This window comes from Vibrio sp. QJM3NY_26 (assembly GCF_057786005.1).
In genome coordinates this window covers 2,001,490-2,027,837 of sequence record NZ_CM173515.1, presented here as the reverse complement: position 1 = coordinate 2,027,837, position 26,348 = coordinate 2,001,490, and the positions used below count along the sequence as shown (strand labels likewise).

Genomic DNA, 26,348 nt, shown 5'->3' with positions numbered 1-26,348 from the left:
TTACGTTGACCATTACCGATGGTGATATCCCGATCATTGATAATGTGCCAACTGTGAACTTGTCAGAAACGAATTTGAGTGACGGCTCTGCGCCAAGTGGCAGCGTGGTTAGTTCAACTCAAACCATTACCTTTACCAATCAAAGTGATGATGTAACAAGTTTCCGTATTAAACCGACTGAGTTCAACGTCGGTGGTGCTTTGACATCAAACGGCCTGGCAGTCGAACTGAAAGCCGACCCAACCACACCGGGCGGCTACATCGGTTATGTTACTGATGGCTCGAACGTTGAAACCAACGTGTTCACGATTAGCTTCTCGGATACCAATTTAGGCCAGTACACCTTTACGTTGATTGAAGCATTAGATCATGTAGATGGCCTTGCAAATAACGATCTGAGCTTTGATCTGCCGGTTTATGCGGTCGACAGCGATGGTGATGATTCACTGGTGTCTCAGCTTAACGTAACCATCGGTGATGATGTTCAAATCATGCAGGATGGTACCTTAGATATCACTGAGCCAAATCTTGCCGACGGCACAATCACAACCAACACCATTGATGTGATGCCAAATCAGAGTGCTGATGGTGCGACGATCACTCAGTTTACGTATGACGGTCAAGTTCGAACACTGGATCAAACTGACAATGGTGAGCAGCAATTTAGCTTCACAGAAGGTGAGTTGTTCATCATGCTTGAAGGTGAAGTGCGCTTTGAACCCAATCGTAATCTAGACCACACGCTTAGCGAAGACATCGTGAAGTCGATTGTGGTGACCTCAAGCGATTCAGACAATGACGTATTGACTTCCACAGTGACGCTGACGATTACTGATGGCGATATCCCAACGATTGATGCGGTGCCAAGTGTTACCTTGTCTGAAACGAATCTCGCCGATGGTTCAATGCCAAGTGGCACTGCAGTCAGTCAGACTGAGACGATTACTTTCACTAATCAAAGTGATGATGTAGCTAAATTCCGAATTGAACCAACCGAGTTCAATGTGGGTGGAGCACTGAAATCGAATGGATTTGCGGTTGAGATAAAAGAAGACTCTGCTAACCCAGGTAGTTATATCGGTTTTATTACTGATGGTTCGGGCGCGGAAGTTCCAGTGTTCACGATTGCCTTCTCTACGAGTACGTTGGGTGAATACACCTTTACTCTGCTTGAAGCGTTAGACCATGCAGATGGCCAAACGAATAACGATCTGAGCTTCGATCTGCCTGTTTATGCGGTAGACAGTGATGGCGATGATTCATTGGTGTCTCAGCTTAATGTGACCATTGGTGATGATGTCCAAATCATGCAAGACGGTACGTTAGATATTACCGAGCCAAATCTGGCTGATGGAACAATCACGACCAACACCATTGATGTGATGCCAAATCAGAGTGCTGATGGCGCGACGATCACTCAGTTTACGTATGACGGTGTTGTAAACACACTGGATCAAAGCATTTCAGGTGAACAGCAATTCAGCTTCACCGAAGGCGAGCTATATATCACTCTTGAAGGGGAAGTGCGCTTTGAGCCGAACCGCGATCTAGACCATTCCGTTAGCGAAGACATCGTGAAGTCTATAGTAGTGACTTCAAGCGACTTCGATAACGATCCGGTGACTTCAACCATTACGCTGACCATTACTGATGGTGACAATCCTACGATTGACGTTATTCCAAGCGTTACTCTTTCTGAAACTAATCTAAGCGATGGCTCTGCTCCAAGTGGTAGCTCGGTAAGCTCAACTCAAACCATCACTTTCACCAATCAAAGTGATGATGTGGTTCGCTTCCGCATTGAACCAACGGAATTCAACACCAACGATGCACTTAAATCGAACGGCTTAGCCGTTGAGCTGCGTGAAGATCCGATTGGGTCGGGTGACTACATTGGCTTTACGACCAGTGCGACGAATGTAGAAACCACGGTATTTACGCTGAGTTTCTCTAGCACCACCCTAGGTGAATACACCTTCACTTTACTTGAAGCGTTGGATCACCAAGCTGCTCGAGGTAACAGCGACCTCAGTTTTGATCTACCTGTTTATGCGGTAGACAGTGACGGCGATGATTCACTGATGTCACCGTTAAGTGTCACTATCGGTGATGATGTTCAAATCATGCAAGATGGCACATTAGATATCGTTGAACCAAATCTTGCAGATGGCACAGTGACAACTGGTACTGTTGATGTGATGCCAAATCAAAGTGCCGATGGCGCGACGATCACTCAATTCACTTATGATGGTCAACTTCGAACGCTTGACCAAAATGATAATGGTGAGCAGCAGTTTAGCTTCACGGAAGGTGAACTGTTCATCACGCTTCAAGGTGAAGTCCGCTTTGAGCCTAATCGTAATCTAGACCACACGCTGAACGAAGACATCGTGAAGTCGATTGTGGTGACGTCTAGCGACTCCGATAACGATGTATTGACCTCAACTGTCACGCTGACAATTACCGATGGTGATATCCCTACCATTGATAATGTACCAACAGTGAACTTGTCAGAAACTAATCTGATTGATGGCTCTGCACCAAGCGGCAGCGCGGTTAGCTCAACTCAAACCATTACTTACACCACTCAAAGTGATGATGTGACCAGTTTTCGTATTGAACCGACTGAGTTCAACGTCGGTGGTGCTTTGACATCCAACGGTTTGGCCGTCGAACTGAAAGCCGACCCAACCACACCGGGCGGCTACATCGGCTTTGTTACGGATGGTTCAAACGTTGAAACCAACGTGTTCACGATTAGTTTCTCGGATACTAACTTAGGTCAATACACCTTCACCTTGCTTGAAGCGTTAGACCATGTAGATGGCTTGGCAAATAATGATCTGAGCTTTGATCTGCCGGTTTATGCGGTTGACAGCGATGGTGATGATTCACTGGTTTCTCAGTTAAATGTAACCATCGGTGATGATGTTCAAATCATGCAAGGTGGTACGTTAGATATCACTGAGCCAAATCTTGCAGACGGCACAATCACAACGAATACCATTGATGTGATGCCAGAGCAAAGTGCCGATGGCGCGACGATCACTCAGTTTACTTCTGACGGGCAAGTTCGAACTCTGGATCAAACTGACAATGGTGAGCAGCAATTTAGCTTCACAGAAGGTGAGTTGTTCATCACTCTTCAAGGTGACGTGCGCTTTGAGCCAAACCGTAATCTAGACCACACGGTTAACGAAGACATCGTCAAATCGATAGTGGTGACCTCAAGCGATTCAGACAATGACGTACTGACCTCCACAGTGACGCTGACCATTACCGATGGTGATATCCCAACCATTGATGCAGTGCCTAGCGTTACTCTGTCTGAAACCAACCTTAGTGACGCCTCAGCACCAAGCGGCAGCGCAGTCAGTCAAACTGAGACCATCACCTTTACCAATCAAAGTGATGATGTAGCAAACTTCCGCATTGAGCCAACCGAGTTCAATGTGGGTGGAGCACTAAAATCGAACGGAGCTGCGGTCGAGATAAAAGAAGACTCTGCTAATCCGGGCACTTACATAGGCTTTATTACCAACGGTTCTAACACTGAAGTTCCAGTATTCACCATTAGCTTCTCTACGAGTGTATTGGGCGAATACACCTTTACCTTACTTGAAGCGTTAGACCATGTGGACGGTTTAGACAACAACGACCTGAGCTTTGATCTTCCTGTTTATGCGGTTGATACGGATGGCGATGATTCATTGGTGGCTCAACTGAATGTGACCATCGGTGATGATGTTCAAATCATGCAAGATGGTACGTTAGATATCATCGAGCCAAATCTTGCCGACGGCACAGTCACAACCAATACCATTGATGTGATGCCAAATCAAAGTGCCGATGGTGCGACGCTCACTCAGTTTACTTATGATGGTCAGCTACGAACGCTTGACCAAAATGACAATGGCGAACAGCAATTCAGCTTCACAGAAGGCGAATTGTTTATCACCCTTGAAGGTGAAGTGCGCTTTGAACCTAATCGCGATCTAGACCATTCCGTTAGCGAAGACATCGTGAAGTCGATTGTCGTTACCTCAAGCGATTTCGATAACGATTCTCTGACTTCAACCGTTACGTTAACCATTACTGATGGTGATATTCCAACCATCGATGCGGTGCCAAGCGTTACGCTCTCAGAAACAAACTTGGTTGATGGTTCTGCGCCAAGCGCCGGTGCAGTCAGTTCAACCCAGACCATTACTTTTACCAATCAAAGTGATGATGTGGTTCGTTTCCGTATTGAGCCAACAGAGTTCAATACTAACGATGATCTTAAATCGAACGGTCTAGCCGTTGAGTTACGTGAAGAGCCGGTAGGGTCGGGTGACTATACTGGTTTTACGACCAGTGCCACAAACATAGAAACTACAGTATTCACATTAAGCTTTAATTCTGGGGCATTAGGCGAATACACGTTCACGCTCATCGAAGCGTTAGACCACCAAGATGCCCGTGGCAACAACGAGCTTAGCTTTGATTTACCTGTTTATGCGGTAGACAGTGATGGTGATGATTCATTGATGTCTCCGTTAAACGTCACCATCGGCGATGATGTTCAAATCATGCAAGACGGTACGTTAGATATCGTTGAACCAAATCTTGCTGATGGCACGGTAACAACTAGCATTTTCGATGTGATGCCAGCTCAAAGTGCCGATGGCGCGACGATCACTCAGTTCACTTATGATGGCCAACTTCGAACGCTTGACCAAAATGACAATGGTGAGCAGCAGTTTAGCTTCACGGAAGGCGAACTGTTCATCACGCTTCAAGGTGAAGTGCGCTTCGAGCCGAATCGCAATCTAGACCATACGCTGAGCGAAGACATCGTGAAATCGATCGTGGTGACGTCAAGCGATTCTGATAACGATGTGCTGACTGCAACAGTAAAGCTGACCATTACCGATGGTGATATCCCAACCATTGATTCGGTGCCAAGCGTTACTCTTTCTGAAACTAATCTGAATGATGGCTCTGCGCCAAGTGGTAGCGCAGTGAGCTCCACTCAAACTATTACTTACATCACTCAAAGTGATGATGTGACCAGTTTCCGTATTGAACCGACTGAGTTCAATGTTGGTGGTGCTTTGACATCAAGTGGATTGGCCGTTGAACTGAAAGCTGACCCAACCACACCGGGCGGTTACATCGGTTTTGTGACTGATGGCTCGAACGTTGAAACCAACGTGTTTATGATTAGCTTCTCAGATACTAACTTGGGCCAATACACATTCACCTTGCTTGAAGCGTTAGACCATGCTGATGGCTTGTTGAATAATAACTTGAGCTTTGATCTTCCTGTTTACGCTGTCGATAGCGATGGTGATGATTCACTCGTGTCTCAATTAAATGTAACCATTGGTGATGATGTTCAAATTGTGCAGGGCGGTGCCTTAGATATCACTGAGCCCAACCTTGCAGATGGCACGGTGAGCACCAATACCATTGATGTGATGCCAGAGCAAAGTGCCGATGGCGCGACGATCACTCAGTTTACTTACGACGGCGGGACGGCAATAACACTCGACCAAAATGACAATGGTGAGCAGCAATTTAGCTTCACGGAAGGTGAGTTGTTCATCACTCTTGAAGGTGAAGTGCGCTTTGAGCCAAACCGTAATCTAGACCACACGGTTAACGAAGACATCGTCAAATCGATAGTGGTGACCTCAAGCGATTCAGACAATGACGTACTGACCTCCACAGTGACGCTGACCATTACCGATGGTGATATCCCAACCCTTGATGTAGTGCCAAGCGTTACGCTTTCGGAAACTAACTTAAGTGACGGCTCTGCGCCTAGCGGCAGTGCAGTAAGCCAAACTGAGACGATTACTTTCACTAGTCAAAGTGATGATGTGGCGAGTTTCCGTATTGAGCCAACCGAGTTCAATGTGGGTGGAGTACTGAAATCGAATGGCTTTTCGGTCGAGATAAAAGAAGACTCTGCTAATCCGGGCACTTACATCGGTTTTATTACCGATGGTTCGAACACTGAAATCCCAGTGTTCACCATTAGTTTCTCGGCAACAACATTAGGCGAATACACCTTTACCTTACTTGAAGCGTTAGACCATGTGGACGGTTTAGACAACAACGACCTGAGCTTTGATCTTCCTGTTTATGCGGTTGATACGGATGGCGATGATTCATTGGTGGCTCAACTGAATGTGACCATCGGTGATGATGTTCAGATCATGCAAGATGGTACGTTAGATATCATCGAGCCAAATCTTGCCGACGGCACAGTCACAACCAATACCATTGATGTGATGCTAAATCAAAGTGCCGATGGTGCGACGCTCACTCAGTTTACTTATGATGGTCAGCTACGAACGCTTGACCAAAATGACAATGGCGAACAGCAATTCAGCTTCACAGAAGGCGAATTGTTTATCACTCTTGAAGGTGAAGTGCGCTTTGAGCCGAACCGCGACCTAGACCACTCAGTTAATGAAGACATCGTGAAGTCGATTGTGGTCACTTCAAATGACTTCGATAACGACTCTCTGACTTCAACCGTAACGCTGACAATCACTGATGGTGACAACCCTACGATTGACGTTATTCCAAGCGTTACCCTTTCTGAAACTAATCTGAGTGATGGCTCTGCTCCAAGTGGCAGCGCGGTAAGCTCGACTCAAACCATCACGTTCACCAATCAAAGTGATGATGTGGTTCGTTTCCGTATTGAACCAACGGAGTTCAATACTAACGATGATCTTAAATCGAACGGTTTAGCCGTTGAGTTACGTGAAGACCCGGCAGGGTCGGGTGACTACATTGGTTTTACTACTAGTGCGACGAATGTAGAAACCACAGTATTTACGCTGACTTTCTCTAGCACAACATTAGGTGAATATACCTTCACTTTGCTTGAAGCGTTGGACCACCAAGATGCCCGTGGCAACAACGATCTTAGCTTTGATTTACCTGTTTATGCGGTAGACAGTGATGGCGATGATTCACTGATGTCTCCGTTAAATGTCACTATCGGCGATGATGTTCAAATCATGCAAGATAGTACGTTAGATATCATCGAGCCAAATCTTGCCGATGGCACTGTGACAACCACCACCATTGATGTGATGCCAAATCAAAGTGCCGATGGCGCGACGATCACTCAATTCACTTATGATGGTCAGCTTCGAACGCTTGACCAAAATGATAATGGTGAGCAGCAGTTTAGCTTCACGGAAGGAGAGTTGTTCATCACGCTTCAAGGTGAAGTCCGTTTTGAGCCCAATCGCAATCTAGACCATACGTTTAACGAAGACATCGTTAAATCAATCGTGGTGACGTCTAGCGATTCCGATAACGATGTGCTGACTTCAACCGTCACGTTGACCATTACTGATGGTGATATCCCAACCATTGATAATGTTCCAACTGTGAACTTGTCGGAAACGAATCTGAGTGATGGGTCTTCACCAAGCGGCAGTGCAGTAAGTCAGACTGAGACAATTACATTCACCAATCAAAGTGATGATGTGACCAGTTTTCGCATTGAACCAACCGAGTTTAATGTGGGTGGAGCACTAAAATCGAATGGTTTTGCGGTCGAGATAAAAGAAGACTCTGCTAATCCGGGTACCTACATCGGTTTTATTACCAATGGCTCGGGCGCTGAAGTGCCAGTATTCACGATTGCCTTCTCTACGAGTACGCTAGGCCAATACACCTTCACTTTACTTGAAGCATTAGACCATGCGGATGGCCTTGCAAATAACGATCTGAGCTTTGATCTGCCGGTTTATGCAGTTGACAGCGATGGTGATGATTCACTGGTGTCTCAGCTTAACGTAACCATCGGTGATGATGTTCAAATCATGCAAGGTGGTACGTTTGATATCACTGAGCCAAACCTTGCTGATGGCACTGTTTCAACTAACACCATCGATGTGATGCCTGAGCAAAGCGCTGACGGCGCGACGATCACTCAGTTTACTTACGACGGCGGGACGGCAATAACACTCGACCAAAATGACAATGGTGAGCAGCAATTTAGCTTCACGGAAGGTGAGTTGTTCATCACTCTTGAAGGTGAAGTGCGCTTCGAACCCAATCGTAATTTAGACCACACGGCTAGCGAAGACATCGTGAAGTCGATTGTGGTGAGCTCAAGTGATTCAGACAATGACGTATTGACTTCAACTGTTACTCTCACCATTACCGATGGTGATATCCCAACCATTGATGCAGTGCCAAGCGTTACTTTGTCTGAAACCAATCTTACGGATGGCTCAACTCCAAGCGGCAGTGCAGTCAGTCAGACTGAGACGATTACTTTCACTAATCAAAGTGATGATGTGACTAACTTCCGTATTGAACCAACAGAGTTCAATGTGGGCGGTGCACTAAAATCGAATGGTTTTGCGGTCGAGATAAAAGAAGACTCTGCTAATCCGGGTACTTACATCGGTTTTATTACCAATGGCTCGGGCACTGAAGTGCCTGTCTTCAGCATTGGCTTCTCGGCAACGACGCTAGGTGAATACACCTTTACTCTAATTGAAGCGCTAGACCATACAGATGGCCTAGCTAATAACGATCTGAGCTTTGATTTGCCCGTTTATGCGGTAGATAGCGATGATGATGATTCACTGGTGTCTCAACTTAACGTGACCATTGGTGATGATGTCCAAATCATGCAAGATGGCACATTAGATATCGTTGAACCAAATTTGGCCGATGGTACGGTGACAACCAACACTATTGATGTCATGCCAAACCAAAGTGCCGATGGCGCGACGATCACTCAGTTCACTTATGACGGTCAACTACGAACGCTTGACCAAAATGACATTGGCGAACAGCAGTTCAGCTTCACGGAAGGCGAGCTGTTTATCACCCTTGAAGGTGAAGTGCGCTTTGAGCCGAACCGCGACCTAGACCACTCGGTGAGCGAAGATATCGTGAAATCGATAGTGGTGACTTCAAGTGACTTCGATAACGACTCTCTGACTTCTACTGTAACGCTGGCCATTACCGATGGTGATAACCCTACAATTGACGTTATTCCAAGCGTTATCCTCTCTGAAACGAATCTGAGTGATGGCTCTGATCCAGGTGCCAGCGCGGTAAGTTCGACTCAAACCATCACGTTCACCAACCAAAGTGATGACGTTGTTCGTTTCCGTATTGAGCCAACAGAGTTCAATACTAACGATGATCTTAAATCGAACGGTTTAGCCGTTGAGTTGCGAGAAGACCCACAAGGTTCGGGTAATTACATTGGTTTTACGACCAGTGCGACGAATGTCGAAACCACGGTATTTACACTGAGTTTTTCTAGCACCACATTAGGTGAATATACCTTCACTTTGCTTGAGGCTTTGGATCATCAAGATGCCCGTGGCAACAATGACCTCAGTTTTGATTTACCCGTTTATGCGGTAGACAGTGACGGCGATGATTCACTGATGTCTCCGTTAAATGTCACTATCACTGATGATATTCAAGTGATGGTTAATGACTCTCTCACTATTGAAGAGCCAACTGTTGCAGATTTAGCTGCAGGTACGCCGACGACAGCTACCGTTAATGTACTTGATGAAGAAGGTGCTGATGGTACGACGATAACTCAGTTTACTTACGATGGTGGGGCGGTATTAACGCTTGACCAAAACGATACGGGTGAGCAGAAGTTTGTGGTAGCTGACGGTTCATTGTTTATCACTCTTCAAGGTGATATTCGTTTCGAACCAAATCGTAACCTAGACCATACTAGTGGTGATATCGTTAAGTCGATAGCCGTAACCTCAAGTGATTCCGATAGCGATCTTGTGTCTTCAACGGTAACGCTAACCATCACGGATGGCGATATCCCAACCATTGATAATGTTCCAACTGTGAACTTGTCTGAAACTAATCTGAGTGAAGGCTCTGCACCAAATGCAAGCGCGGTGAGTTCAACTCAAACCATTACCTTTACCACTCAAAGTGATAATGTGACAAGTTTCCGCATTGAACCAACGGAGTTCAATGTTGGCGGTGCTCTCACATCAAATGGATTGGCGGTTGAGCTGAAAGCCGATCCAACCACGCCGGGTGGTTACATTGGTTATGTTACTGACGGTTCGAACGTTGAAACCAACGTATTCACGATTAGCTTCTCAGATACTAACTTAGGTCAATACACCTTCACCTTACTTGAAGCATTAGACCATGCGGATGGCCTTGCAAATAACGATCTGAGCTTTGACCTGCCGGTTTATGCGGTCGACAGCGATGGTGATGATTCACTGGTGTCTCTGCTTAACGTAACCGTCGGTGATGATGTTCAAATCATGCAAGATGGTACGTTTGATATCACTGAGCCAAATCTTGCTGACGGCACAATCACAACGAATACCATTGATGTGATGCCAGAGCAAAGTGCCGATGGCGCGACGATCACTCAGTTTACTTATGACGGGCAAGTTCGAACTCTGGATCAAACTGACAATGGTGAGCAGCAATTTAGCTTCACGGAAGGTGAGTTGTTCATCACTCTTGAAGGTGAAGTGCGCTTCGAACCCAATCGTAATCTAGACCACACGGCTAGCGAAGACATCGTCAAGTCGATAGTGGTGACCTCAAGCGATTCAGACAATGACGTACTGACTTCAACAGTAACTCTCACCATTACCGATGGTGATATTCCAACTATTGATGCGGTGCCAAGCGTTACTTTGTCTGAAACTAATCTCACGGATGGCTCAGCGCCAAGCGGCAGCGCAGTCAGTCAAACTGAGACCATCACCTTTACCAATCAAAGTGATGATGTGGCGAGTTTCCGTATTGAGCCAACCGAGTTCAATTTGGGTGGAGTACTGAAATCGAATGGCTTTGCGGTCGAGATAAAAGAAGACTCTGCTAATCCGGGAACTTACATCGGTTTTATTACCGATGGCTCGAATACTGAAGTTCCTGTATTCACCATTAGTTTCTCTACGACCACACTAGGCGAATACACCTTTACTCTAATTGAAGCGTTAGACCATGTGGATGGTCTAGATAACAACGATCTGAGTTTCGATCTTCCTGTTTATGCGGTAGATACGGACGGTGACGATTCATTGGTGTCTCAGCTTAATGTGACCATTGGTGATGATGTCCAAATCATGCAAGATGGCACATTAGATATCGTTGAACCAAATTTGGCCGATGGTACGGTGACAACCAACACTATTGATGTCATGCCAAACCAAAGTGCCGATGGCGCGACGATCACTCAGTTCACTTATGACGGTGTCGTAAACACACTGGATCAAAGTATTTCAGGCGAGCAGCAGTTCAGTTTCACAGAAGGTGAGCTGTTTATCACTCTTGAAGGGGAAGTGCGCTTTGAGCCGAACCGCGACCTAGACCACTCAGTGAGTGAAGATATCGTGAAGTCGATTGTGGTGACTTCAAGTGATTTCGATAATGATCCGGTGACTTCAACCATTACGCTGACCATTACCGATGGTGATATTCCAACCATCGATGCAGTGCCAAGCGTTACGCTCTCAGAAACAAATTTAGCGGATGGTTCTGCGCCAAGTGGTAGTGCGGTTAGTCAAACGGAGACGATTACTTTCACCAACCAAAGTGATGATGTGGTTCGCTTCCGTTTAGAACCAACCGAGTTCAATACTAACGATGCACTTAAATCGAATGGTTTAGCGGTCGAACTGCGTGAAGATCCTCAAGGTTCTGGTCAGTACATCGGATTTACTACCAGTTCGTCTAACGTGGAGACGACAGTATTTACGTTGGACTTTAACTCCGGAACCTTAGGTGAATACACATTTACTTTAATCGAAGCTCTGGATCATCAAGATGCGCGTGGCAACAACGATTTAAGCTTTAATCTACCTGTGTATGCGGTTGATAGTGATGGCGATGATTCGTTAGTTTCTCAGCTTGGCGTGACCATTGGCGATGATGTTCAAATCATGCAAGACGGTAAGTTAGATATCGTTGAACCAAATCTTGCTGATGGTACGGTAACAACCAGTATTTTCGATGTAATGCCGAATCAAAGCGCTGATGGCGCAACTGTGACGCAATTCACTTATGATGGCCAACTTCGAACGCTTGACCAAAATGACAATGGTGAGCAGCAGTTTAGCTTCACGGAAGGTGAACTGTTCATCACGCTTCAAGGTGACGTTCGTTTCGAACCTAATCGTAATCTAGACCACACGCTAAGCGAAGACATCGTGAAATCGATCGTGGTGACATCTAGCGACTCCGATAACGATGTGCTGACCTCAACGGTTACGTTGACCATTACCGATGGTGATATCCCGACCATTGATAATGTCCCAACTGTGAACTTGTCAGAAACGAATTTGAGTGACGGCTCTGCGCCAAGTGGCAGCGTGGTTAGTTCAACTCAAACCATTACCTTTACCAATCAAAGTGATGATGTAACAAGTTTCCGTATTGAACCGACTGAGTTCAACGTCGGTGGTGCTTTGACATCAAACGGCCTGGCAGTCGAACTGAAAGCCGATCCAACCACGCCGGGCGGCTACATCGGTTATGTTACTGATGGTTCGAACGTTGAAACTAACGTGTTCACGATTAGTTTTTCGGATACCAATTTAGGTCAATACACCTTCACCTTACTTGAAGCGTTAGACCATGTAGATGGCTTGGCAAATAATGATCTGAGCTTTGATCTACCCGTTTACGCCGTTGATAGCGATGGCGATGATTCGTTGGCGTCTCAGCTTAACGTAACCATCGGTGATGATGTCCAAATCATGCAGGATGGTACCTTAGATATCACTGAACCAAATCTTGCAGACGGCACAATCACAACGAATACCATTGATGTGATGCCAGAGCAAAGTGCCGATGGCGCGACGATCACTCAGTTTACTTATGACGGGCAAGTTCGCACTCTGGATCAAACTGACAATGGTGAGCAGCAATTTAGCTTCACAGAAGGTGAGTTGTTCATCACTCTTCAAGGTGACGTGCGCTTTGAGCCAGACCGTAATCTAGACCACACGGTTAACGAAGACATCGTCAAATCGATAGTGGTGACCTCAAGCGATTCAGACAATGACGTACTGACCTCAACAGTGACGCTGACCATTACTGATGGTCAAAACCCAACGATAGATTTGATCCCACCTGTAACATTATCCGAAACCAACCTTGCTGATGGCTCTGCACCAAGCGGAAGTGCAGTAAGTCAAACCGAGACAATTACTTTCACCAACCAAAGTGATGATGTAGCGAGTTTCCGTATTGAACCTACTGAATTCAATGCGGGCGGTGCACTAAAATCGAACGGATTTGCAGTTGAGATAAAAGAAGATTCTGCTAACCCGGGCACTTATATCGGTTTTATTATTGATGGCTCGAATACTGAAGTTCCTGTCTTCACCATTGGCTTTTCTACGACCACACTAGGTGAGTTCACTTTTACTCTGCTTGAAGCGTTAGACCATGTGGATGGTTTAGATAATAACGATCTGAGCTTTGATCTACCCGTTTATGCGGTAGACAGCGATGGTGATGATTCTCTGGTATCTCAACTTAACGTGACCATTGGTGATGATGTCCAAATCATGCAAGATGGTACGTTAGATATCATTGAGCCGAATCTTGCAGACGGAACAATCACAACCAATACCATTGATGTGATGCCAAATCAGAGTGCCGATGGTGCGACGATCACTCAGTTCACTTATGACGGCGTCGTAAACACACTGGATCAAAGTATTTCAGGCGAGCAGCAGTTCAGTTTCACAGAAGGTGAGCTGTTTATCACTCTTGAAGGGGAAGTACGCTTTGAACCGAATCGTGACCTTGACCACTCTGCCAGCGAAGACATCGTGAAGTCGATAGTGGTGACTTCAAGTGATTTTGATAACGATCCTGTGACTTCAACCGTTACGCTGACCATTACCGATGGTGATATTCCAATTATCGATGCGGTACCAAGCGTTACGCTTTCAGAAACAAACCTAGCTGATGGTTCTGCGCCAAGTGGTAGTGCGGTTAGTCAAACGGAGACGATTACTTTTACCAACCAAAGTGACGATGTGGTTCGTTTCCGCCTAGAACCAACCGAGTTCAATACCAACGATGCACTTAAATCGAATGGCTTAGCGGTCGAACTGCGTGAAGATCCTCAAGGTTCTGGTCAGTACATCGGTTTTACTACCAGTTCGTCTAATGTAGAGACAACGGTATTTACACTGGACTTCAACGCCGCAACCTTAGGCGAATACACCTTTACTTTAATCGAAGCTCTGGATCATCAAGACGCGCGTGGCAACAACGATTTAAGCTTTGATCTGCCAGTGTATGCGGTTGATAGTGATGGCGATGACTCGTTAGTTTCTCAGCTTGGCGTGACTATTGGTGATGACGTGCAATTGATGCAAGGCGGTACAATAACTAGTCGTGAGCCCGCTGCGAGTGTAGAAACGTCGAATGTTATTGATGTGATGCCGAAACAAAGCGCTGATGGGGCGAAAGTTACCTCATTCGTTTTTGAGGGGAACAGCGCAGAAAACCTCAATCAAAATGTTAATGGTGAACAAGAGTTTGTCTTCACTGAGGGTTCAGTATTTATTACGACGGAAGGTGAGATACGTTTCGAACCAGTACGTAATCAAAATCATGCTGGGGGTGATATTACCAAGTCTATTGAGGTGACGTCTGTTGACCTCGATGGCGATATTGTCTCATCGACTGTGACGCTGAAGATTATCGATGGTGACCTTCCTACAATCGACCTTGTTCCCGGAATTACGTTATCTGAAGTGGATCTGGCTGATGGCTCTGTGCCAACGGGCAACCCAGTAACGATGACACAAACCATTACTTACACAGTGGGTAGTGACGACGTAAGCCATTTCAGAATTGACCCTACGCAGTTCAATATTTCAGGAGCTTTGAAATCGAATGGTCTTGATGTTCAGATAAAAGAGCAACCAGCAGATTCCGGTAATTACATTGGTTTCGTGAAAGACGGTTCTAACGTAGAAACCAACGTCTTCACGATCAGCTTCTCGACGAGCAATTTAGGGCAATACACGTTCACACTGCTTGAAGCGTTAGATCATGTCGATGGATTACAAAACAATATACTAAGCTTCGATGTCCCTGTGTTAGCGGTTGATGCGGATGGTGATGATTCTGCAATGTCGCCAATGACGGTTGCGATCACCGATGACGTACAAGGTGTTCAAGATGGTACCTTGAGTATCACTGAGCCTTCATTAGCTGATTTGGCATCGGGTACGCCACCAACGACGCCAATCATTGATGTTATGCCAACGCAGAGTGCTGATGGCGCGAAAGTGACACAGTTTACTTATGATGGTGGCACAGCTGTAACGTTAGACCCAAGCATCTCTACAGAACAAGTCTTTACCGTAACCGACGGCTTACTGTACATCACCATTGAAGGGGAGGTTCGTTTTGAACCGAGCCGAGATCTTGACCATTCATCCGGCGACATTGTAAGAACGATTGTCGTCACCACCAGTGATTTTGATAACGATACAGATACCGCGGATGTCACCTTAACGATCAAAGACGGTATCGATCCCGTTATTGACGTGGTTCCAGATGTTAACTTATCGGAAGTCAACCTAGCGGATGGCTCTACGCCAACTGGTTCTCCGGTAAGTTCGACTCATACAATCACTTACACCGAAGGAAGTGATGATTTTAGTCACTTTAGAATTGCGACCAACGAATTCAATCCTGGCGATCTGTTGAAATCAAGTGGTCTTGTTGTTCAACTAAAAGAAGATCCTTCTTCTGCTGGTGACTACATTGGTTATACCGATGATGGTATGGGTAACGTTACCGATGTATTTACCATTAGCTTTGATAGTGCAAACAAAGCTCAGTTTACATTTACATTGATTGAGGCGCTTGATCACCTTGATGGCGTGCTCAACAACGACCTTACTTTCCGCTTACCTATCTATGCTGTTGATACCGATGATTCTGAGTCAACAAAGCGCGATGTGGTGGTTACGATAGAAGATGACATCCAGCAAATGCAAGATGGCTTCTTAACCATTACCGAGCCAAATTTTGGTACTCCAACAACAACTACCGTTGATGTGATGCCAATACCAAGTGCAGACGGCGCGAACATTACGCAGTTCACGTATGACGGCGGTTCTCCAATTACTCTGAATCAGAACATCAGTGGCGAACAAGAGTTTGTTTTCACTGAAGGTTCACTGTTTGTGACATTAGATGGTGACGTAAGGTTTGAGCCTAATCGAAACCTTGATCACTCTGCAGGGAACATTGTTAAATCGATTGTGTTCACGTCTTCAGACTTTGATAACGATATCTTTTCGTCGACGGTTACGCTCACCATTGTTGATGGTGATGGGCCAACAATCGACGTTGTGCCGGGTGTGGCATTGTCAGAAAGCTTACTTGCGGATGGTTCGACGCCTAGTGTAAACCCTGTGAGTATGACTCAAACCATTACTTCACTTGCAAGCAGTGATGATATTGCTGAAATAGTGGTGGAAATAGGGTTGTTCAATACCAACGGCGCGTTGAAGTCGGATGGTTTGTCACTGAGTTTGCGTGAAGACCCTGTAAATTCTAGCGACTACATTGCATTTACTACTGATGGTTCGGGTGTTGAGAAAGTTATCTTTACTCTAGATTTTGATGATACGAACCCGAGTCAATACACATTTACTCTGCTTGAGCGTTTAGACCATGTTGATGGTTTAGGAAATAACGATCTGAGCTTTGATCTTTCTGTTTACGCAGAAGATACCGATGGTGATATTTCAACGTCTAAGCCGCTGACTGTCACCATTACTGATGATGTTCAGCTGATGCAGTCAGGTGCGCTAAACATCACTGAGCCAACCACAGGAACACCAACTACAACAGTCTTTGATGTGATGCCTGTGCAAAGTGCAGATGGCGCGACAATCACTAAGTTTGTGTATGACAATCAAGCTGAAACAGCCTTGGTACAAACCGACACGGGTGAGCAAGAATTTGTATTTGCAGAAGGTTCTTTGTTTATCACACTCGAAGGTGATGTACGTTTTGAACCTAACCGCAATCTAGACCACTCAGGTGGCGATATCGTCAAGACCATTACGGTGACATCTGAAGATAAAGATGGCGATATCGTGACATCTACAGTGACGTTAACTATTGCCGATGGCGCGCCACCAACTATCGACACCGTACCGACTGTCGCGTTGGCTGAAGCAAACTTGATTGATGGTTCTTCACCGGGCTTACCTGTGAGCCAAACTGAAATCATTACTTTCACAGTAGGAAGTGATGATGTTAGCTACTTCCGCATTGATGCCACTCAGTTCAACACGTCTGGCGATCTGAAAGCGGACGGTTTGGTGGTTCAGCTAAAAGAAGATCCTCTGAACAGCGATAATTATATTGGTTACGTTGAAAGCGGCGGTGTCCAAACGGATATCTTTACCATCACGTTTAGCAGCGTGGTTCTAGGAGAGTACACATTCACCTTGTTGGAAGAGTTAGATCACCTGCCTGTACAAGGTAACAATGATCAAATCTTCACCTTGCCAGTTATAGCCGTCGACAAAGACAACACTGATTCAGCGGTGAAGCCTCTTACGGTGACCATTACTGATGATGTACCAACCATTACTGACACCACCGGCGCCAGTACGTTTGTGGTTGATGAAGATGATTTGGGCACTCTGGCCCAAGCGACGGGTTCGTTTGTAACCACAGAAGGTGCAGATCAAGTCGAGGTTTACGAACTACGTAATATAGCGACTCTAGAAACTACGCTTACCTCAAGTGGTGAAGCAATTTCGATTACTGAGATCTCTGGAGCAGCGAACACAACCACCTATCAAGGAACCACCACAAGTGGAACACCGATTTTTACTCTTGCTTTGGGTAACGATGGGTCATACACATTTACCTTACTTGGTCCTCTAGATCATGAGCCTAGCTCAGAGGCGAGAAATAAGCTGCCTATCTCCTTTGATGTAGTGGCTGTTGACAGTGATGGTGATGATTCCAACCAGTATAAATTACCCATCGAAGTTATTGATGATGTACCGGCAATGACGGCGCCGACTGGTGAAACGGTTGTTGATGAAGACGATCTTACTGGCATTGGTTCCGATCAATCTGAAGACACCATCATCAATGGATTGTTCACAGTCGATGAAGGTGCCGATGGCGTTGTGAAGTATGAGCTTGTTGATGAAGACCTAGTGCTTAGTGGCTTAACTTCAGACGGCGAAAGCTTAGAGTGGTTACCTGTTTCTGTATCAGGCAGTACGTTTACTTACGTTGCTCAAACTGCCACAGGTCAAGTGCCTGTTTTCGAGATTATTTTTGATACGTCAGATAACAGCTATCAATTTGAATTGTTTAAACCGCTTGAACACCCTGATGGTGCCGACGAAAATAACATCGAACTTGATTTCTCGGTCGTGGCTGAAGATTTTGATCAAGACCAATCAAACGCGATCGATCTAAAAATCACGGTTACTGATGATGTTCCGTTGGTGACAACTCAATCGATTACTCGTCTTGAAGGGCAGGGTTACAACAACTCTAAAGTCGACATGTTTGCTAATGCGACGGATGTGGGGGCTGATGGTGCGGTACTGAGTCGAATTGAGGGTATCTCAAATAATGGTGCAGATATTGTTTTCCAAAGAGGTAATGCGACTGATTATAGTGACGCATTGAATCTTCAAAGCGGAAGTCGAATTATCCGCGTTTATGAGCAAACCGATGATGGCAATGGTGGTACTCAGGAAAGGCAGCTTGGTACTTTACGCATCAACTCAAATGGTGAGGTCGAATTCAAAGCTAACGGCTATCTCGATCATGACGGCCTAGACACTATCGACTTCTCGATTAACGTGATTGCGACGGATGGCGATTTAGACACCTCTGAAACACCGTTAGATATTACGATTACTGATAGGGATTCTACAAGAATTGCGCTGAAAGTGACGACCTTCGAGGATGCGGGTAGAGACTCAACCATACCTTACGCAACAGGCGATGAGCCGACTTTTGAGAATGTTCAAGATAACCAGATTGATTTGCCTGATGCACCAGCGCAAGTTGCGCTGCAAGTTAATCTGTATGACCAAGATAACGCTGAATCTATTGGGCAGTTGACGATTAAAAGCCCGAACGGAGGTGACAGTCACCAAGGTACTTTCTATTACTTTGATAGTGTTAGCGCTAAGTACATTGAATTAGTGCCTGAGTCAAATGGGAGCATTATATTTGGTTCTCCTCCACTCGAACAAAGCTTTGCTCCAAACCCGAATGAACCAAGACAAACTATCGCGACGATAGATAACCTGTTCTTTGTTCCGGACCAACACGCTAGTTCGGATGAAACTGGTGGGCGAGTTCGTTATGAGCTTGAAATTGAGAAAAATGGCAGTACGGATCACACTGTTAATTCAAACTTCAGAATTGAGATTGAAGCTGTAGCTGATATTGCGACTTGGGATGACACCAGTAGCACGTATCAGTATCAACTGAACGAAGATGAAGACAATGTCACTTTGCAGTTGAATGCACAGTCGCAAGATAGCAGTAATACTGAGACGATTACCTATGAACTTGAAGCTGTCCAAGGCGACGGGAAGTTTGAGCTGCTTGACCAAAATGGCACAGTGCTGACGCCAGTTAATGGTGTTTATATCATCGCATCTGCTGATATCAATAGCACCGTAGTTAACCCTATTGATAACTTCTCAGGGCAGATTGAGTTCAAAGCGACGGCAATTACGGAAGAGACGCTTAACCCATACGATGACTCAGCCAACGGTGGAGCAAACGATAAGACGACCGCTCGTTCTGTAGAGCAAAATATCATTATTGATGTCACTGCTGACGCCGACCCGGGCAAATTCAGTGTGAGTCGTATCCAGATCAACGAAGACAACATCGATAACCCTGATTACATTGGTCCTTTGGACAATAAAGACGCGTTCACGCTAGACGAAGTCATCACCATGACAGGTTCGGTCGATTCTGACAGTTCTGAAGAACTGTTTGTGCGCATCAGTAATGTTACTGAAGGCGCGGTACTTTACTTTTTAGGTACCACGACAGTCGTTCCGACCATCACGATCAATGGCGTTGATTACCAAGAAATTGCGTATTCCGATTTGGCTAACGTGGAAGTTGTTCCAACCAAACACAGCAATGTGGATTTTACTTTCGATGTCACCGGTGTGGTTAAAGACACCGCGAACCTTTCTTCAGGTGCGCAAGTCGATGAAGAAATACTGGGTACTAAGACGGTCAACGTCGAGGTCAAAGGTGTTGCCGACACGCCTTATGGTGGGACCAATGGTACAGATTGGACGACGTTTGACGAAGGTGGCATAACCGGCGTTCAAACCACGATTCAAGAAAGTCAAAACGGTGATAACTTTGCTCTGCTTGACTTCACTGTGTTATCTGGAGAAAGAAGACCTGATCCGGCAGCTGTAGATCAAACCCCATTGCCTGACGATGGTTCAGAATCCATAACCGTTATCCTCTCGGGTATTCCTGATGGCGTTATTCTCGAAGACGGCGACGGTACGGTGATCGATCTTAACTTTGTCGGTTACGAAACTGGACCGGGCGGTAGTCCTGATCTATCGAAACCTATCTACGAAGCGAACATTACTGAGGCAGGTAAAACCTCAGGCATTCGAATTCGACCTGTCGACTCATCGACAGAGAATATCCACATCCAAGGTAAAGTGATTGTGACCGAGAATGATGGTCACACGCTTACGTTTGATCAAGAAATTCGAGTGCTAGTCGAACCTATAATCGATACATCAGCGACGTACAATACAGTGACTCGTGGGAATGAAGATACTGCTATCAATATTGATTGGCACCCAGAGGGTACTGACTATATTGATGATGATGAGCATTTCACTTCTATTGTCATCAGTGACATTCCAACGGATGTTGAAAGTGTTGTGGTTAATGGCGATGTAACTTGGGTTTACAATGCAGTAGCAGGTACTTTGACGATTACTCCGAAGAGCGGTCAAACTGCTGAAGAGTTTACTCAGATCGCGCTGAATAATAACTTTATTCAAATAACGCCAGCTCAAGATTCCAGTGCTGATTTTACACTCGATACTGTGGTAATGATTGAAGAGCGAGATCATGAATATGTCGATGCTTCAAACCCTGGGCAAGGCATTGTAACGGCGACGATCACCGGTACGATTAATGTTGTCGTGCGGCCTGTCGTTGAGCCTGGAGATGCCGACAACAAGATTGTTGTTTCAAACGAAGATGGCTCTGGAGATCTGACTACGATTACGGCTGACGCTAATGGCGTAATTAAATTTACAACCAACAGTGATAACCAAACGACGGATACTAATGGAGATGAAATCTGGGACGGTGAATACGTCGTCCGATACCAAGAAACGGATTTAAGCACAGTAGAAGAGCAAGTTGACGAAGTGATTGTTCAGCTGACTAACACTGACGGAAGCGCTTTGTCGGATGATATTTTAGGGCAACTTTTAGTAACGGGTGCCTCTTACGAAGGTGGTGGCCGATGGGTTGTGACCAATGAAGATGCCTTTAGCGTCAGTGCGCCAAATGGATTAGATTTCACCCCTGCCAATGATACAGATGACGTGGCAGGGGACTTTAATAATATCAAGATGACGATTCATACCTTAGTGTCAGATCCTGGAGATGCCAACAATGAAACGTCCGTCCAAGAGCAACGCACCGGTGAGGTAACGCTTTCTTATCCTGAAGTACTCGTTGCTCCGGATAAAGTTGCAGCTGGGATCTCCATTGTTCAAGACAGCGTTATCGATGCTGTAGAAGATATTCAGCTTGATCTCGGTGCGGCGTTAAACGGTATTCTGAGCTTTACTGGTCGAGACGATTCTACCGACCAAGTGACGGTCATAATCGATGGCACTCTGGTTATAGATTCTAATACATCATTCCCAATTAGCCTGTCGGGAACAAGTGATGTTGACTTTGTGAACGGAAAATATGTTTACGAGACGACTGTCGAACAGGGCGTAACCGTCGATTCATCGGGTTTGTTATTGAATCTGCCACCAAACTACTCTGGTGACTTTAGGTTGCCATTGACCATAGTGACCAAAGATTTACAATCTGGCGATGAGAAGACTTTAGTGACTGAAGTTATCATCAAAGTCGCACCAGATGCTGAGACGGATCCAACGATTGAGGTGAATGTCGTGGGTTCTCTTGATGATGCCTTTAATCCTGTTGATACCGACGGTCAAGCTGGGCAAGATCCGGTGGGTTACGAAGACACCTATATTCAGCTCGACTTCAATTCGACCATTTCGGATCAGGTTTCCGGCGTCGAAGGCGGCCAAGAAGCGTTTACGTCCATTACTTTAACGTTGGACGACCCTTCTATAGGTGCATTCTATGACAACACGGGTACTTCACTAGGCACATCTGTTACGTTTAATCAGGCTGAAATAGCAGCGGGTGCACTCGATAACGTGCTCTTTAGGGCAATCGAAAATTACCCAGCGGGTAATGATATTAACCAAGTGCAGGTTAATGTCAGCGGTACAGTCACAGATACCGCAACCTATAATGATCCTGCTTCTCCTGCGGGTACGGCAACAGACTCCGATACTTTCTCTACAAGTGTCAGCTTTGAAGTCGTTCCTGTGGTCGATGACGTGTCTGTCACAGGGCCGGGTAGTGACCCTGATGTTATCGAAATTACGGGTAGCGAAGATCAAGAAATCTCATTGTCTGGAACTAGCCCGATCTCAATTGGTTTGACGGATTTAGATGGTTCAGAATCCTTTGTTTCGATCAAATTTACTGACGTGCCGGATGGTTTCCAATTCAGAGTCGACAACAATTCAGACTTTACTGTGAAGAATAATGGTGGGGGAGTCTGGAGTGTCCAATTACCGCCTAGCGTGTCAACGTCATTTGATCTAAGTGAGATCTCTGTTTTACCGCCGAAAGATTTCAGTGGTACCTTTGAGTTTGGTGTCGAAGTCTTTACTCAAGAGTCTTTGTTAGGTGTTCCTACGAATGCAGGCACGTTGCCGAGCTTTGAGGTCCACGTACTCCCTGTGGGTGATGATGTCGATACCAACCCAACCGATTCTGTGACAGGCAATGAAGGCCAAAACATTGATATCGAAATCAATGCGACTATTTTGGACAAAGAATTGTCTGCAACAGGAAGCGGGACGTATACCGAGAATGCGCCCGAAACGCTTCGAGTTGAAGTGGCGGGCGTTCCTCAAGATGCTTCTATTTTCTATCCAGATGGCACGACATTGGCTAGCTACGATCCGGCGACGCAGCTTTGGACACTTGATGTTCTTGCACAGTCGCTCGATAAGATCGTATTCAATTCTGGAGAACATAATAGTGATACAGGCAATGTACTGGGTATCAATGGTCCACTGCAGATTACGGTACGTTCAGTAGATACTGACGCTGACAACACCGAATACTTAGGTACGCCAACCAGCTTCGATGTCGATCTGGTGATTGATCCTATTAACGATCAACCGATCTTTGTGAACGTAACGAACATTGAAACATCGGAAGACATCAGTGTTGCCATCGACAACTTTAGTATCTACGACGTCGACGCAAACTTTGATAATCCAGATGCTCCGTATGAACTGACGCTTAAAGTCGACCAAACACTGCCGGGTGCACAAGGTGTGTTTGAGTTTACCAGCTCTCCTGACGTGACGTTTGTATTGCAACCTGACGGCTCATTGGTGATTACCGGTAAAGAAGCCGACATCAATACCGCATTGACTAATGGAGCTGTGACTTTCAAACCCGATCCAGATCAGAATTACCTCAACCAGAGTGGTTTAGTCACAATCAATGCGACCCTCGATGACGGTGGTAATAACGGTCTGATTGACGCGGGTGATCCGAATACCGGTCAAACCAATCAAGCTACGTTTACCATTAAGGTGACGGAAGTGAATGACGCTCCTGTGGCGACTGATGTGGATTTAGGCTCGATTGCGGAAGACGGTCAAATCGTGATTGTTGAAAGTGACTTGATTGCAGCCAGTTCTGATCTAGAAAACCATAATCTCACAGTAACCGGTGTGACTCTTACTCAAGGGCAAGGTCAGCTTACACGCTATGAAAATGCTGGCGGTGCTGATGACGCAGCGATTACGGGGCCATTCTGGATATTCATTGCAGCCAATGATTTCAATGGCGATGTGAAGTTCAATTACGACATCATTGATGACGGTACCACCAACGGTGTGGATGATTTCTTAACTGATAATGCTGAAATTAGCCTTTTAGTTACTGAAGTCAATGACCAGCCAGTGGCATCGGATATTGATTTGGGCACCATGCTTGAAGAAGGTCAGTTGATCATCAAAGAGGAAGACCTGATTTCAGCAACCACTGATCCGGAAAACGACACGATTACTGTGAACAGCTTGGTGCTCGATCAAGGTCAGGGCCAATTACAGCGCTTTGAGAACGTGGGCGGTGCTGATGACGCTACGATTACTGGCCCGTACTGGGTATTTACCGCAGCCAACGAATACAGCGGTGATGTTAAGTTCACTTATACCGTTGAGGACGATGGTACAACCAACGGCGTTAATGATTTCTTAACAGACACTGGCGAAATCAGCGTTGTGGTAACGGAAGTGAATGATCAGCTGGTGGCAACGGACATTGACTTAGGAAACATCCTTGAAGAAGGCCAGTTGATCATCAAAGAGGAAGACTTAATTGCTGCGACGAGCGATCCGGAAAACGACACGATTACCGTGACTAATCTGGTGCTCGATGAAGGCCAAGGTCAGTTACAGCGCTTCGAAAACGTAGGTGGCGCTGATGACGCTATGATTACTGGCCCGTACTGGATATTTACGGCGGCTGATGAATACAACGGTAACGTTAAGTTCACCTATACCGTCGAAGATGATGGTACAACCAACGGCGCTAATGACTTCTTAACGGATACTGCGGAGATTACCGCGATTGTCGATGGAGTGAACGATACACCTGTTGTTAATGGTGACAGTGTAACCACTGTTATTGACGAGGATGTTGGTCAGCTATTGAGTGGTATCAATGTCAGTGACCCTGATTATGTTGATACATTTTCTGATGATCTCATGACCGTCACGCTGACTGTAGATTACGGTACATTGAACGTATCACTTCCGGCAGTGACGACGGTGATGGTCAACGGCAACAACACTGGTTCGGTTATCTTAGTCGGTACTCTGAGTGACCTAAATGCACTGATTGATACGCCAACCAGTCCAAATGGTGTTTACCTCGATGCGAGCTTGTCTCCAACCAATAGCATTGGATTGGAAGTCATCGCCAAAGACAGCGGTAACCCTTCTGGTATCGCGATTGAAACTGCCCCTGTGGTTTATAATATCGCAGTGACACCAGTCGCTAATGCGCCAACCTTGTCTATTGATCCGGCATTTAACTATGTGAGAAACATTACGACCAGCTCATCAGTGGTCGCTAGTAGTGGAGTCGCTTTAGTTGGAATTGTCGCTGCATTGACGGACATTACTGAAGAGTTAACGCTGAAGATCAGTGATGTTCCGGATGGTGTTGATGTAACCAGTGATGTGGGTACGGTTTCGCTGGTGGGTGATACTTGGATAGCGACGGCTGATGCGATCGATAGTCTCAGACTCGTCGAGCAGTCATCATTAGGTAAGCCGTTAACCCCGGGTAACTACACGCTGAAAGTTGAGGCGGTATCTGAAGAGACGGACAACAACGATATTGCGATATCACAAAACATTGATCTAAACCTCAATATTGTTGCCAACCCAATAGATCTCGATCGGTCTTCTGAAACAGACGATGTGCAACTTTTAGCGAGTAACTTTGATACCAACCTCACTGGCGGTACTGGAAATGACCGACTTGTAGGTGGAGCGGGTGACGATACGCTGGTTGGCGGTGACGGTAACGACACACTCATTGGTGGCGGCGGTTCAGATATTCTAACCGGTGGCGATGGTATGGACTCGTTCGTATGGCTTAATATCGAAGATGGCGTTGAAGACACCATTACCGATTTCAGCCTATCTGAAGGTGACCAGATCGACTTGCGCGAAGTATTGCCAGAGCTGAAGAATACATCTCCAGACATGTCTGCATTACTACAACAGATAGACGCGAAAGTGGAAGGGGATGATATTGAACTAACGATCAACCCTGATGGTTTGGGCACCACAGAGCAAGTGATTGTGGTTGAAGACCTTGCTCCTCAGCTAACCTTAAGTGGCACCATGCCTTCGGATATTTTGGATGCGTTAGTGCAACAAAATGTCATCACTCACGGTTAA

1 protein-coding gene (running past one end of the window) is annotated in these 26,348 nt (G+C 45.8%); it reads left to right on the top strand.

Annotated elements, in window-relative coordinates; genetic code table 11:
* Positions 1-26,348 carry the 3' portion of a retention module-containing protein gene (locus AC3CH4_RS08965; protein WP_488542844.1) on the top strand. Its footprint begins 3,850 nt before the window's first position, so only the last 26,348 of its 30,198 coding nucleotides appear in the window; its start codon lies off the left edge, out of view; it ends in the stop codon at positions 26,346-26,348.